Here is a 13,603-nt window from a genome sequence, read left to right on the forward strand (position 1 = left end):
GCAAGGATGAGCGTGTTCACGACGCCGCCTTGTTCTTCGCCTGGGGTTGCGATGGAGGTTGCGATTGCGGACGCGTCACCACGACATGATCGCCGTCCTCGATCGAATCGCTCGGGTTGATGATCACGCGGTCGTTCGGTTCGATGCCGCTTTCGATTTCGAGCGTCTGCCCGAGATCCTGCGCAATCGTGACCTTGTGCAGATGCACGACGCCATCGCCATCGACCACGGCAACGCGCGGCCCTTCGGCGCGGAACAGCAACGCATTGCCCGGCACCGACAACTGCGCGCGTGCGCCCGAAGGCAGCGCGACCTGCACGTAGGCGCCTGGCCTCAGCTTGCCGTCGGGATTGCGCAGTGTCACTTCCACCTGCAAGGAACGCGTGGGCACGTCGATCGCGCCGGAAATGTGCGTGATGCGTCCATTGAACTGCTGGCCCGGCAGTTCCGCCTGCGTGACGACCACGTCCTCGCCGACCTTGATGTTCTGCGCGTAGGCCTGCGGCAATTGCACGAAGACGCGCAGCGGGTCCGACTGCGCGAGCGCGAACAGCGCGCGGCTCGTGCCGCTGCCCGCGTCGATCAGATCGCCGACATCGACATTGCGTTGCGTGACCACGCCCGCGAACGGCGCCACGATGCGCTTGAAGCTTTCGAGCTGGCGCAGCCGCTTCACGTTCGCTTCGGCGGCGGCGAGATTGGCCACGTCCTGCGAATAGGTGCTTTGCCGTTCGTCGAGTTCCTGTTGCGAGACGGCATCGCGCTGACGCAGCTGCTGCCAGCGCTCGTATGAGCTCTTCGCGAGGCCGAGGCTCGACTGGATCTGGTCGCGCTGCGCAACGGCTTGCGCGAGCTCCTGATCGATCTCAGGCGTATCGAGTTCGGCGAGCAACTGGCCTTCCTGCACGCGTGCGCCGATATCGGCATACCAGTGCAGCAGATAACCCGTTGCGCGCGCGAAGATGGGCGACTCGACGTAGCCGCGCAAGGTTCCCGGCAGGACCGTGACGCCCGCGCTGCCATCCGTCTGCTTCGGCGTCACCACATCGACGTATTGCTTCGCGTTTTGCTGCGTGGTTTGCGCGACGGAGCGGCTTTGCATGATGTTCGCCACCACCGTACGCAACGCGCCGATCGCCAGCAGAATCAGCACGATCACGACCGCGATCTTCGCGCGGCGCCATTCGCGATGGCGCGGCGGCAGCGCGTGCCCGTCCTGGGTCTCCCGTGCGGGGATCGCTAGCGAAGAATGCGTTTTTTCAGTCATCTCAATCGTCCGTGTTCGGGCTGTGTCCTTACTCGTCGTCTCGGCCATGTCGTCCATGAGCGTCACCGTGCTGTTGCTCGCCGTGCTCCCGTGCCGCCTTGCGATGCACGAGCCGGCTGTGAATGCCCGCAAACAGCAAGGGCACGAAGAAAAGCGTCGATACCGTCGCGAACAGCAGGCCGCCGATCACCGCGCGTCCCAGCGGCGCGTTCTGCTCGGCGCCTTCGCCGAGTCCGAGCGCCATCGGGATCATGCCGATGATCATCGCGAACGCGGTCATCAACACGGGCCTGATCCGGCTCGCGCCCGCTTCGAGTGCCGCCGTGAGCGGCGGCGCGCCCGCCGTCAGGCGTTGGCGCGCGAACGACACCATCAGAATACTGTTCGCGGTCGCGACGCCCATCGTCATGATTGCGCCTGTCAGCGCGGGCACGCTCAGATGCGTGCCCGTCAGGAACAGCATCCAGACGATGCCCGCCAGCGCGGCCGGCAACGCGCTGACGATGATCAGCGGATCGATCCACGACTGGAAGTTCACGACGATCAGCAGATAGACCAGCACGATCGCCATCGCCACGCCGATGCCCAGGCCGAAGTACGACGTGCGCATGGTCTGGACCTGGCCGCGTATCGCGATCTGGCTGCCGCGCGGCAACGTCGCGCGCGCCTGATCGACGAGCTTTTCAACCTGTTTGTCGACGCTGCCGAGATCGCTCCCCTCGACGCTCACGAACACATCGATCACCGGGCGGATGTTGTAATGCGTGACCATCGCGAACTGGGTCTGCGGCGAGACCTGCACGAGGTTGCCGAGCAGTTGCGTCGGCCCGGTCGACGTTGCCGATATGGGCGTGCGCAACAGTTGATCCACCGACGAAATCTGATATTGCGGCGTCTGCACGGCGAGGTTGTATTCGACGCCGTTGCGCGGATTGAACCAGAACCCCGGCGACGTCTGCGAACTGCCCGACAGCGAGATCAACAGATTCTGCGCGACATTGTTCGCGTTGAGATTCAGCTGCTGCAAACGCGTGCGGTCCATCTGCAGATTGATGACAGGCTCGTCGAGCTTCTGCTGGATGTGCGCATCGACGGCGCCGGGAATGGTGCGGATCTGCTTGAGCAGCTTGCGCGCAATGTCCAGATTGCCCTCCTGATTCGCGCCGACGATCTGCACATCGACAGCGGCGGGCAAGCCGAAGTTGAGGATCTGCGTGACGATATCGGCTGGCTGAAAGAAGAACTCGGTGCCCGGAAAGCGTTGCGGCAATATCGCGCGCAACCGGTCGACATAGCTAAGGCTCGGCTTGTGGTCTTCGTTGAGCGCAAGCAGTATGTCGCCGTCGAGCGTGCCGATCGTCCCCGCGTTGCTGTATGAGAGATTAATGCCGCTATATGGCAAGCCGAGGTTGTCGAGCACAGTGCCGAGTTCGTCGGGCGGAATCACCTCGCGCACTACCTTCTCGACCTGATCGGCGAGCCGCGCCGTTTCTTCGATCCGTGTGCCTGTCGGCGCGCGCATATGCAGGCGTATCTGGCCGGCGTCGACGCGTGGGAAAAAGTCTTCGCCCAACACGAACGCCAGGCCTAACGACACCACACAGAAGCCGAGGAACAGCGTACCGAACAGACGCCGCCGCACCAGCAGGCTGCTGAGCACCATGATGTACGCGGCGCGCATGGTCTCGAAGCCGCGGTCGAAACGGTGATACATCCGCATGAACAGATTGGGGCGTGCATTCGCGTCACGCTTGTGCGCGTGCCCCATCAGCAGCATCGCGAGCGTCGGCACGAGGGTTCTGGACAGCACGTACGACGCGAGCATCGCGAACACCACGGCTTCCGCGAGCGGCACGAACAGATAGCGCGCGACGCCCGTCAGGAAGAACATCGGCACGAACACGATACAGATGCACAGCGTCGACACGAGCGCGGGAATCGCGATCTCGCCCGCGCCGTCGAGAATCGCATCGTGCAGATTCGTGCCCATGTGCAAGTGCCGCTCGATGTTCTCGATCGTGACGGTTGCATCGTCGACCAGTATCCCGACCGCGAGCGCGAGGCCGCCCAGCGTCATGATGTTGATGGTCTGTCCGAGCGCGTGCAGCGCGATCAGCGACGTCAGAATGGACAGCGGAATCGAAATGGCGATGATGCAGGTGCTGCGCCAGTTGCCGAGAAACAGCAGGATCATCGCGGCCGTCAGCGCGGCGGCGATCACGGCTTCGCGCACTACGCCGCGAATCGCGGCTTTCACGAACACCGATTGATCGAATAGTGGCGTGACCTTGAGATCGGGCGGCAGCGCAGCCTCTGCGTTCGGCAAGAGCCCGCGCAGCGTGTTGACGATCGAGAGCGTCGACGCGCTGCCTGTCTTCAGAATCGAAATCAACACGCCGCGCCGGCCGTTCTCGCGCACGATGTTCGTCTGCGGAGAGAAGCCGTCGCGCACGTGCGCCACTTCGCGCAGATAGGTCGTCGCGCCGTTGACCGTGCGCACGGGAATGTCGTTCAGGCCCGCGACGGTAGTCGGCGAGCCGTTCATGTTGACCGTGTATTCCTTCGGTCCGATCTTCGCGGTGCCTGTGGGCAGGATCAGGTTTTGCGCGTTGACGGCGTTGACGACGTCGAGCGGCGTCAGTCCCTTGGCGAGCAATGCGCGCGTGTCGAGATCGACGGAAATCAGACGGCTCTTGCCGCCATATGGATACGGCACGGCTGCGCCCGGAATCGTCACGAGTTGCGGACGCAGGAAATTGAGCGCCGTGTCGTTCAGATCCTGTTCGGATAAACGCGGGCTCGACAGCCCCAGTTGAATGACGGGAATGCTCGAAGCCGAGTAGCTGATGACGAGCGGCGGCGTCGCGCCGGGCGGCATCTGTTTGAGTTGCGCCTGCTCGACGGCGACGGTCTGCGCGATGGCCGTCTGGATGTTCGCGGTCGGTTGCAGAAAGAGCTTGATGATCGCAATGCCCGCGAGCGATTGCGATTCGATGTGCTCGATGTCGTTGACGGTCGTCGTCAGGCTGCGCTCGTTGACGGACGTGATGCGGTTCGCCATGTCTTTGGCGGACAAACCCGTGTAGTTCCAGATAATGCTGACGACGGGAATGTTGATTTCCGGCAGCACGTCGACGGGCGTCGTGAACAGCACGAATGGTGTCGCCAGCACGATCAATATGGCCATCACGATGAACGTGTACGGCCGCTTCAATGCGAGATTGACGATCCACATACAGGTGTTGGTATCCGAAAGAAGCGCGCAAGTGAGACGTGAGGCAGCGGCGTCAGTGTCTTGCTGCGCGTCCGCGGCAACCAGGTGTAAATGCTAGTGCGCGAGGCCCAACGAACTGATGGCGCCAAAATGGCAGTTTTGCCATTTTCGGCTTTGAATGCTATTTCTCATGCATGCACGTGTTACCGTCCGTTTCGGCGCGGGCGTTTTTGCGGCACGTGTCTTGCAGGCAACGCATGTAATCGGGACCGCTATACTCGTTCCACTGCTCGACAAAAAGGCCAACATGAAGCGTTTTTCGATGATTCGCGAGTTTCATCTCGCCGACTGGTTTACGCTCGGCAATGCCGTGTGCGGCACGGGCGCACTGTTTTCGATGATGAGTTATATCGGCAGCGCGAACGTCATGCACGTTTACTTCGCCTGTGCACTCGTGTTTGCGGCGCTGGTGTTCGACGTGCTGGATGGACGCATCGCGCGCTGGCGGCAGAAGGCTTCGCTGCTCGGGAAGGAACTGGATTCGCTAGCCGACGTGATCTCGTTCGGCGTGGCGCCCGCCATCATCGGCTATGGATGTGGCATGCGCGGCCTCTATGACCGCGTTCTGCTTGCGTATTTTGTGGCGTGCGGCGTGTCGCGGCTCGCGCGCTACAACGTGACGGCGGAGACGATGTCGGGCGGGACGGGGAAAGTGACACACTTCGAGGGCACGCCTATTCCGACATCGTTCGCAATCGTGCTGCTGCTCGCCATCGCCGCGTGGCAGGGGGCTCTCGGTCCGCAATTATGGTTCGGCGAATGGCGGATTGCAGGTCATGTGCTGCATCCGTTGACGCTGGTCTATGGCATTTCCGGATCGCTGATGATCAGCCGCATCCGTATTCCAAAGCCCTGATTGTCAGGCGTGCAGTGCGCAATCAATTGCCGTTGTAAACGGTGCGATTGAGCGTTTGTAGTTGCCCGTCACGCTCGGACTGTATCAATTGCTGGCGCACGTCCTGACGCGTCTCCGGGTCATTACGGGCGCCTTGCGCCGCGCTGCCCCAATTCACGCCGCCCTGACCCGTGTCCGCTGGCGCGGCCGATTGCGCCTGGCTCTGGTCCATCGGTTGATCGCTCGGCATTTGTTGCGCATACGCGCTCGACATGGCTGCTACGCCCGCCGTTACCACGAGACTGAGAAGAAGTTGCTTCATTTCAAGGCTCCTTGATCGCGAGAGACTGTGCAGCGAATACAGTCGTCGCAGACGGCTCGCGGTGTCTGCAACGGCTGTATTAACTCTACGCTTCAAGAGTGGCGCAACGCTGGCATAAGTATGACGAAGCTGCCAGATTCGCTGCGGTTACGCCCGGCCTTCAAAACCCAACAGTACATTGACGGCATTGATGCCGATCTCATCGACCATGTACCCGCCTTCCATCACGAAGAGCGTCGGCAAACCAAAGCTCGCGAGCATTTCACCGACGCGCAGATAGTCCGGCGTGCGCAAACGGAAATGGCTGATGGGATCGCCCTCGAATGTATCGACACCGAGCGAAACAACGAGCGCGTCGGGCGCATGATTCGCGATCGCCGAACCTGCGTGCTGCAACGCAGGTCCGTACTGTTCCATTGCCGTGCCCTTCGGCAGCGGCAGATTCAGGTTGAAGCCCACGCCTTCGCCCGTGCCGCGCTCGCCGGCAAAGCCGGAGAAGTAGGGAAACGATACGGCGGGATCGCCGTGTATCGACACGAACAACACGTCATTGCGGTCGTAGAAGATATCTTGTGTGCCATTGCCGTGATGGAAATCGATATCGAGCACGGCAACGCGCTTCGCGCCCTGCGAGATACAACGTTGCGCCGCTATGGCGGCATTGTTCAGATAGCAATAGCCACCCATGTATTCACGGCCTGCGTGATGCCCCGGCGGGCGGCACAACGCAAAGACCGCCTTGTCGCCGCGTGCCAGTGCATCGATTCCTGTCAGCGCCGAGTTCGCGCTCGACGACACCGCGCTCCACGTCCCTGCGTTGATGGGCGAACCGGCATCCATCGAAAAGAAGCCGAGCTTGCCGTCGATGAATTGCGGCATCGCCGTGGAGGGCAAGCCACGAACTGGCCAAACGAGCGGCAACGCCTGGCATGTGCGGCCCGTTGCGGCCCACTCGTCCCATGCCGATGCGAGAAATTCGACGTAGCGTTCGCTATGTGCGCCGACATAGCACGCCCGCTCATAGACGTTCGGCGTTAGAACATCGCCCAGGCCCGCAGCCTTGACCTGCTTCAGCACGGTCTCTGCGCGGATCGGCTTTTCGAAAGAATCGGAGACGGCGCCGTCCTTGAGTTCGACGCCTTGATGCAAGCGGTGATCGCTACTGTAGATGGTTTGCATGGTTCTGTACGCCGCAGAAAGGAACGCACAGTCTACCGTTGCGGCACCGCATTGCGAACGACGTCAGAAAAGATACAGTCCCGCGACGAAAATCACGCCCGAGAACAGCAGCGCCGTCACGCAATAGCCCATGATGTCGCGCACGCCGAGCCCTGCAATCGCCAAGGCAGGCAATGCCCAGAAAGGCTGGGCCATGTTGGTCCACGCTTCGCCGTAGGCAATCGCCATCGCAGACTTGCCGAGGTCCGCGCCGATCGCCTTCGCAGCGGGCATCACGAACGGGCCCTGCACGACCCAGTGGCCGCCGCCGCTCGGCACCGCGAAGTTGATCACAGCCGAACTCAGGAACGTCAGCAGCGGGAACGTATGCACGTTGGCAATTTCGATGAACCAGTTCGTGATCACGCCCGCAAGACCCGAGTGGTCCATCGTGGCCTGAATGCCCGCATAGAACGGAAACTGGATCATGATGCCCGCTGTGCCGCGCGCCGCGTTGCCGATTGCACGCGCGTAACCCATTGGCGTCTTGTGCAGCAGAATGCCCGCTGCAAGGAAGACGATATTGACGGTATCGATGTCGAGGCTGAAGCCTTTCTTCGTGAAGCGGATCACCAGATAGGCAGCGATCAGCAGCGCGACCAGAACAGACAGAATGCGGCTCTCTTCGATACGTTCCGCAGGCGTGGATTGCGCCGTGATCTTGCGTTCCATCACGGGCTCGTCGACGAGGAGCGCGGGATCGACGGAGACGACATCTTCGGCTCGCGGCATCATCGCGCGCACCAGCAGCGGCAATGCGACGATCAGCGCGACGGTGATGAAGAGGTTGTATCCCGTGAAGAGCGTCTGCGACACGGGAATCAGGCCAATCACCTTTTCCATCGGATTGCCCTTGGTCGCAGCGACCAGCGGCACCGAACCCGACAGGCCACCGTGCCAGGTGAGAAAGCCCATGTACGCGGCTGCAACCAGCAGCCGGTAGTCGACGCCGCGCACACGCCTTGCCACTTCTCGCGCGAACATGGCGCCGAGCACGAGACCGAAGCCCCAGTTGATCGCGCATGCCACGCCGCTCACGAACGCGACCAGCATCGTGCCTTGCGCTGGCGTCTTCGCCATGCCGCCGAGAGCCGACAGCACGCGCTTGACGGGACCCGACGTCGCCAATGCGTGCCCCGTTACGAGGATCATCGCCATCTGCATCGTGAAGGCGAGCAGATTCCAGAATCCGCTGCCCCACATGAAGACGAGATCGCCAGGTGACTGGGGCGTGAGACCCAATGCCAGCGCAAAAGTAATCGCCGTCAGAAGCAGCGCGAAAATAAGAGGATCAGGCAGAAAGCGATGAACCACCTGCGTAAAGAAGCGGGCAATACCTTGAATCACGACGTCTCCGGCACTTGTTCAATTGTTCGTTGGATGCGCGCGAGATTCTGCCACAGCTATCCGTAACGAGTCGGCGAACTGCACAAGCGGTCGCTTTACGTTCTATTGGAGAGGAATGAGTGCAGACGTGTCGCTGAATTGAAGCTTTCAACGACCTTAAAGAAATGAATGAAATGTGCGCCGCCGTTAGCGGCGCGTTCAGTTCAATGCCCCAGATACGCGGCCTTGACCATCGGATCATTACGCAACTGCATCGCCGATCCATGTGTCGCGATGCGGCCGTTTTCCAGCACGTAACCGTAATCGGCGACATTCAACGCGGCTGCCGCGAACTGCTCGACGAGCAGCATCGTCACGCCCTGCTCTTTCAGGCGCTCGATGATTCGAAACACCTCGTCGACGAGAATCGGCGCGAGTCCCATCGACGGTTCGTCGAGCAACACCAGATCCGGGTTCAGCATGATCGCGCGCGCCATGGCCAGCATCTGCTGCTCGCCGCCCGACAGCGTGCCCGCCAGTTGATTGCGGCGCTCCTTGAGGCGCGGAAACAGATCGATCGCGCGTTCGAGATCCGCGTTGATGTCGCCACGCGGCCGCGCCCATGTCAAACGCGGAAATGCGCCTAGCAACAGGTTGTCGGTGACGGTCATCGTCGAAAACACGCGCCGGCCCTCGGGCGAATGCGCGAGACCCAGACGTGCGATACGGTGCGAATCGAGCGAATCGATGCGTTTGGCCGATGCGCCTTCGCCCATCGTGATCTCGCCCTCGCTCGGACGGATCATGCCCGACACGGCGCGCATCGTCGTGGTCTTGCCCGCGCCGTTCGAGCCGATCAGCGTGACGACGGAAGCCTTCGGCACGTCCATCGAAATGCCGTGCAACACCTGAACCTTGCCGTAGCCCGCATGCAGATTGCGGATCGATAACATCGCGTGTTCCCCATTCATGCCGTTGTCGTTCGATCGAAACGTGCGCTCAAGCGGCTACGCCACCCAGATACGCTTCGATAACTTTTTCGTTTTCCTGGATCTCGGACGGCTTGCCCTCGGCGATCTTCTGCCCGAAATCGAGTACTGAAACCGTGTCGCACACCGACATCACGACGTCCATGTGATGCTCGATCAGCACCACCGTAATGCCGTGATCGCGGACCTTGCGAATGATGCGCACCAGTTCCTTGATGTCCGGCGCGGTGAGACCCGCGGCGGGTTCGTCGAGCAACAGCACTTGGGGATCGAGCGCCAGCGCGCGGGCGATTTCTAGCAGACGCTGCTTGCCGTACGGCAGATTGCGCGCCTCTTCCGCCGCGACATTCTCCAGACCGACGAAGCGCAGCATGCCGAACGCGCGCTCGCGTGCCGCGCGTTCTTCCTGACGATAACGCGTCGTCATCAGGCCGATATCGGCGAAGTTCGAGCGGAACGTATGATGCAGACCGACCAGCACGTTTTCGAGCGCGGTCATTTCGCCGAACAGCTGCACGTTCTGGAACGTACGCGCGATGCCCGACAGCGCAATCGCAGCAGACGTGCGCCCTGCGATCGATTCGCCGCGATACTCGATCGCGCCCGCAGTGGGTGTATAGATACCCGTCAGCACGTTCATCATCGTGCTCTTGCCCGAGCCGTTCGGCCCGATCAGACCATGTATCGTGCCGCGCCGCACCTTCAGGTTCACGTTGTTCAGCGCCTTCAGGCCACTGAACTGCATCAGCACGCCGCGCACGTCGAGAATGGTTTCGTCGCCTTTGGCGTGCACATCGAGCACCGCATCGGCGGTGATTTCCGCGGGCCTTACCGTATCGACGGTCACGGTACGCACGCGGCCATGCGTGAAGAACTTGCGCACGAAACCGACCACGCCGTCCTGCAGGTAGTAGACGACCAGCAGAATCATCAAACCGAAAATCGTCAGCCGCCAATCGGTCAACGCATCGATCCAGTACGAGAACACCGCGAGGCCAACCGTGCCCACAATCGGAATCGCGACCTTGCGCGGCGTCACGCTCTTGCGCGCAATCGAGAACAGCGCCCCCGCGACCACGACGACGGCGAGCGCCGTTGCAACCGTGCGGAACATCGAGATGTCATCGAGCAGCTTGGGCAGCAACACGATGATCGTCGAGCCGATCAGCGCGCCCGTGCGCGTCTTGCGGCCGCCCATGATGATCGCGAGCAGGAACAGGATGGTCAGCTCGAAATTGTATGTGTTGGGTGAGATGTACTGCTCAGAATACGAATACAGACAGCCCGCGAGCCCGGCGAAGCCCGCGCTGATCACGAACGCGTAGACCTTGTGGCGGTACACCGAGACGCCCATGCAGTCGGATGCAATCGGGCTGTCGCGCAGCGCCTCGAAGGCGCGGCCCAGGTGCGACTTCAGCACGCGATGCACGACCACGAGCGAGACGACCAACAGCGCGGCCACGACCCAATAGTATTGAGTTTCATCGAGCATATGGCCCGCGATCACGGGCTTCGTGATCTTGATGCCCATCGGCCCGCTGGTAAGAAAATCCATTTCGTTGATCAGGATCTGGATGATCGTGCCGAACGCGAGCGTGACCATCGCGAGATATGGACCCGACACGCGCAGTGCGGGCAGCGCGAGAATCGCGCCGAACGCGGCCGTCACGACGATCGCCATCGGCACGGTCACATAGAACGGCATGCCGAGCTTGATGAACAGCACACCCGCCGTGTACGCGCCGACGCCGAACAGCCCCGCGTGACCAAGCGACACTTGCCCTGTGTAACCGACCACGATGTCGAGACCGAAGAGCAGGATCGCGTAGATCATGATCGTTTCGACGAGGTGGATGTAGTACGGATTGCCCGACAGCACCGGGAAGACCGCTAGCGCAACCAGACCAAGCAGCGCGCCGATGAGGTTTTTCTTTTTCACGGCGGACCTCACACTTTCTTGATCGCGGTTTTGCCGAACAGCCCTGCCGGACGCAGCGCGAGCACGATCAGCAGCAGCACGAGTCCGGGCACGTCCTTGTAGCCCGTCGAGATGTAGAAGCCGGTCGTGGTTTCCGCGATACCCAGGATTACGCCACCGACCACGATACCGAGACCGCTCGACAATCCGCCGATGATCGCCACCGCGAACGCCTTGAGGCCGAGCACCGCGCCCATCGTCGCGCCCGTCAGCGTGAGCGGCGCGATCAGCACGCCGGCGAAGGCCGCCGTCAGCGACGACAGCGCATACGAGAACGTGATGACCAGGCCGGTATTGATGCCCATCAGCGCAGCGGCATCGCGATCGTTCGATGTCGCGACGACCGCCTTGCCGAAGATGCTGCGCCGGTTGAAGAACTCGACGGCCAGCATCAGCACCAATGCGCCGCCAACGACGAGCAGTTCCATCGGCAGCACGTTTGCGCCGAACACCTTGATAGGCGCTTCGGGCAGCGGCGACGGAAAGCGCAGATCGTCGCGGCCCCAGACGTTTTCCGCGACATTCTTGAAGATGATGCCGAGCGCAATCGTCGACATGATCCAGCCGAACTCGGACTTGATCTTGATCGCGGGCCGCACGCCGATCCGTTCGACGAACGCGCCCTGCAACAGGCCGAATACGCACACGAGGGGAATCATCAGCCAGTAGTTGACGCCCAGCGTGACGAGCGTAAGACCCACGAGCGCACCGAGCATCAGCGCATCGCCCTGGCCGAAGTTCAGCGTGCCGGATGTCGCGAACGTGAGTTGGTAGCCGAACGCGATTACGGCGTAGATCATGCCGAGCGCAATGCCGCTATAGATGAGCTGAAGAAGAATGGCCATAGTCCAATTGCCTCGATCGCAACGCCCCGTAAGTGATGCCGTGAGCCACGCAGCACAAAGCCGCCCCCGCCGGTCCGGCGGGCGCGGCTTCGCTTTTCATGCTGTGCTCAGTTTGCGGATGCCTGCTTGGTGCGCAGTTGCCCGCCGCCTTTCTTGTCGTTGTCGTACGCGTAGATCACGCGGCCGCCCTTCACTTCGCCGACAACCGGCACGTTCGGGCTGATCGCCTCGTGGTCGTCGTGCGAGAACGGCTTGTCGTACACCATCACGACGCCTTCGACCTTTGTGTTGAGGTTTTCGAGCGCGGCGCGCAGCTTCGGGCCGTCCGTCGTGCCTGCCTGCGTGATGGCCGCGGCGAGCAGATAGACCGAGTCATAGCCTTGCGCCGCCGACACGGGCGAATCGATCCGGTTGTTCTTCGGTTTGAATTCCTTCATATAGGCTTCGATGAAGGCCTTGCGCTTCGGCGTGTTGGGTTCCTGGATGAAGGTTTGCGGCATGCGCGCGCCCTCGCCGTTCGAGCCGGCGTTGTCGATGTAGTTCGCCATCGAAAGCGTCCAGCTGCCGATCAGCGGCACCTTCCAGCCAAGCTTGGCCATGCCGTTGGCGATCTGCGCGAGTTCGGGCCCGATGCCGTAGGTCAGCACGGCTTCCGCGCCCGCGTCTTTCGCCTTCAGCAACTGGGCCGTCATGTCGACGTCCTTGATGTTGAACTTCTCGACAGTAACCGGCTTCACACCCTTGGCAGCGAGCGCCTTTTCCAGATCCTCGCGGCCGAGTTGTCCGTAGTTCGTCGAATCGGCGAGAATCGCGACTTTCTTGAAGCCGCGTTTGGTGACGGCTTCTTCGACGATCATCGGCGCCTGAATGCGGTCGGCGGCTGCGTTGCGGAACACGTAGTTATCCGGCTGATCCGCGAACTGCTTCGTGACGATACTGCCCGTCGCAACGTTGTTGAACACGGGGATTTTCGCTTCCTGGAAGAAGCGCTGCGACGCGAGCGCGACACCCGTATTGATGTAGCCGACCACGGCGACTACCTTTTCCTTGTTGATGAGTTCCTGTGCGATCTGCACGCCGCGCTCGTTCTTTGCTTCGTCGTCGCGTTCGACGAGCACGATCTGCCGGCCCAGCACGCCGCCTGACTTGTTGATCTCAGCAGCCGCAAGCCGCACGCCGTCGCGCATGCTGACGCCCATCGACGACGAGCCGCCTGTGAAAGGACCATCGACACCGATCTTGATCGGATCGGCCGCATAGCCACCCGTTGCGACCACACACAATGCGAGAGCAGCAACAACGCTCTTCAGGCGAAGTACCATGTTCGTCTCCGTAGCATGTTCTTTATTTTCGACGGGCGCGGGCTGTCTCCCGACGCCGCCTGATTCGTAAAACGGCGTGCTTTATATCGCCTTAATACGAAACGGCAACCTAGTATAGAAATCGTAAGCTTTTTGCCACTATGCGGAGTTACCCGTAAGGAACAACACCTTCAGTGTGCTTACGCACGTACGCACTGTATCGGTGCAGATGCAACGACCTGTTGGTT

10 protein-coding genes are annotated in these 13,603 nt (G+C 61.4%); 1 reads left to right on the plus strand and 9 read right to left on the minus strand.

What is annotated here, in order from left to right; all coding sequences use genetic code 11:
• Positions 1 to 16: 16 nt before the first annotated feature.
• Positions 17 to 1,267: an efflux RND transporter periplasmic adaptor subunit gene (locus H1204_RS32605; RefSeq protein ID WP_180734648.1), complete on the minus strand. Its 1,251-nt coding sequence runs from the start codon at positions 1,265 to 1,267 to the stop codon at positions 17 to 19.
• A gap of 28 nt (positions 1,268 to 1,295) precedes the next feature.
• Positions 1,296 to 4,502 (minus strand): efflux RND transporter permease subunit, encoded by a 3,207-nt coding sequence (locus H1204_RS32610; RefSeq protein ID WP_180734649.1) that lies wholly within the window; start codon positions 4,500 to 4,502, stop codon positions 1,296 to 1,298.
• Positions 4,503 to 4,788: 286 nt separating this feature from the next.
• Between H1204_RS32610 and H1204_RS32615 the strand changes: the two genes are divergently transcribed.
• Entirely contained in the window at positions 4,789 to 5,397 is a 609-nt protein-coding gene (locus H1204_RS32615) for a CDP-alcohol phosphatidyltransferase family protein (protein WP_007576876.1), read from the plus strand.
• Positions 5,398 to 5,419: 22 nt separating this feature from the next.
• Here the strand turns inward: H1204_RS32615 and H1204_RS32620 are convergent, their stop codons facing one another.
• The 7 genes from H1204_RS32620 to H1204_RS32650 form a co-directional block, all read right to left on the minus strand.
• The gene (locus H1204_RS32620; RefSeq protein WP_180734650.1) at positions 5,420 to 5,698 is read right to left on the minus strand and encodes a hypothetical protein; all 279 of its coding nucleotides are present in this window, start codon (positions 5,696 to 5,698) and stop codon (positions 5,420 to 5,422) included.
• Positions 5,699 to 5,845: 147 nt separating this feature from the next.
• On the minus strand, positions 5,846 to 6,877 hold the full coding sequence (locus H1204_RS32625) for a histone deacetylase family protein (protein ID WP_180734651.1): 1,032 nt from the start codon (positions 6,875 to 6,877) through the stop codon (positions 5,846 to 5,848).
• 63 nt (positions 6,878 to 6,940) lie between these two features.
• Complete coding sequence (locus tag H1204_RS32630) at positions 6,941 to 8,263, minus strand: TIGR00366 family protein (RefSeq protein ID WP_180734652.1); 1,323 nt, start codon at positions 8,261 to 8,263, stop codon at positions 6,941 to 6,943.
• A 203-nt stretch (positions 8,264 to 8,466) separates the two neighbouring features.
• Complete coding sequence (locus tag H1204_RS32635) at positions 8,467 to 9,195, minus strand: ABC transporter ATP-binding protein (protein ID WP_180735115.1); 729 nt, start codon at positions 9,193 to 9,195, stop codon at positions 8,467 to 8,469.
• A gap of 46 nt (positions 9,196 to 9,241) precedes the next feature.
• Positions 9,242 to 11,170, minus strand: coding sequence for a branched-chain amino acid ABC transporter ATP-binding protein/permease (locus H1204_RS32640; RefSeq protein WP_180734653.1), 1,929 nt, complete (start codon positions 11,168 to 11,170; stop codon positions 9,242 to 9,244).
• 8 nt (positions 11,171 to 11,178) lie between these two features.
• A complete protein-coding gene (locus tag H1204_RS32645) occupies positions 11,179 to 12,054 on the minus strand; it encodes a branched-chain amino acid ABC transporter permease (RefSeq protein ID WP_035995333.1) in 876 nt (291 codons plus the stop codon).
• A gap of 107 nt (positions 12,055 to 12,161) precedes the next feature.
• Complete coding sequence (locus H1204_RS32650) at positions 12,162 to 13,376, minus strand: ABC transporter substrate-binding protein (RefSeq protein WP_180734654.1); 1,215 nt, start codon at positions 13,374 to 13,376, stop codon at positions 12,162 to 12,164.
• Between the last annotated feature and the right edge of the window lie 227 nt (positions 13,377 to 13,603).

The sequence above is a fragment of the Paraburkholderia sp. PGU19 genome, from assembly GCF_013426915.1.
Classification (GTDB): domain Bacteria; phylum Pseudomonadota; class Gammaproteobacteria; order Burkholderiales; family Burkholderiaceae; genus Paraburkholderia.

What these genes read in the sequence shown, in the direction of transcription:
- H1204_RS32605 (WP_180734648.1), bottom strand. Translation starts at nt 1,267, where the DNA reads ATGACTGAAAAAACGCATTCTTCGCTAGCGATCCCCGCACGGGAGACC.
- H1204_RS32610 (WP_180734649.1), bottom strand. Translation starts at nt 4,502, where the DNA reads ATGTGGATCGTCAATCTCGCATTGAAGCGGCCGTACACGTTCATCGTG.
- H1204_RS32615 (WP_007576876.1), top strand. Translation starts at nt 4,789, where the DNA reads ATGAAGCGTTTTTCGATGATTCGCGAGTTTCATCTCGCCGACTGGTTT.
- H1204_RS32620 (WP_180734650.1), bottom strand. Translation starts at nt 5,698, where the DNA reads ATGAAGCAACTTCTTCTCAGTCTCGTGGTAACGGCGGGCGTAGCAGCC.
- H1204_RS32625 (WP_180734651.1), bottom strand. Translation starts at nt 6,877, where the DNA reads ATGCAAACCATCTACAGTAGCGATCACCGCTTGCATCAAGGCGTCGAA.
- H1204_RS32635 (WP_180735115.1), bottom strand. Translation starts at nt 9,195, where the DNA reads ATGTTATCGATCCGCAATCTGCATGCGGGCTACGGCAAGGTTCAGGTG.
- H1204_RS32645 (WP_035995333.1), bottom strand. Translation starts at nt 12,054, where the DNA reads ATGGCCATTCTTCTTCAGCTCATCTATAGCGGCATTGCGCTCGGCATG.
- H1204_RS32650 (WP_180734654.1), bottom strand. Translation starts at nt 13,376, where the DNA reads ATGGTACTTCGCCTGAAGAGCGTTGTTGCTGCTCTCGCATTGTGTGTG.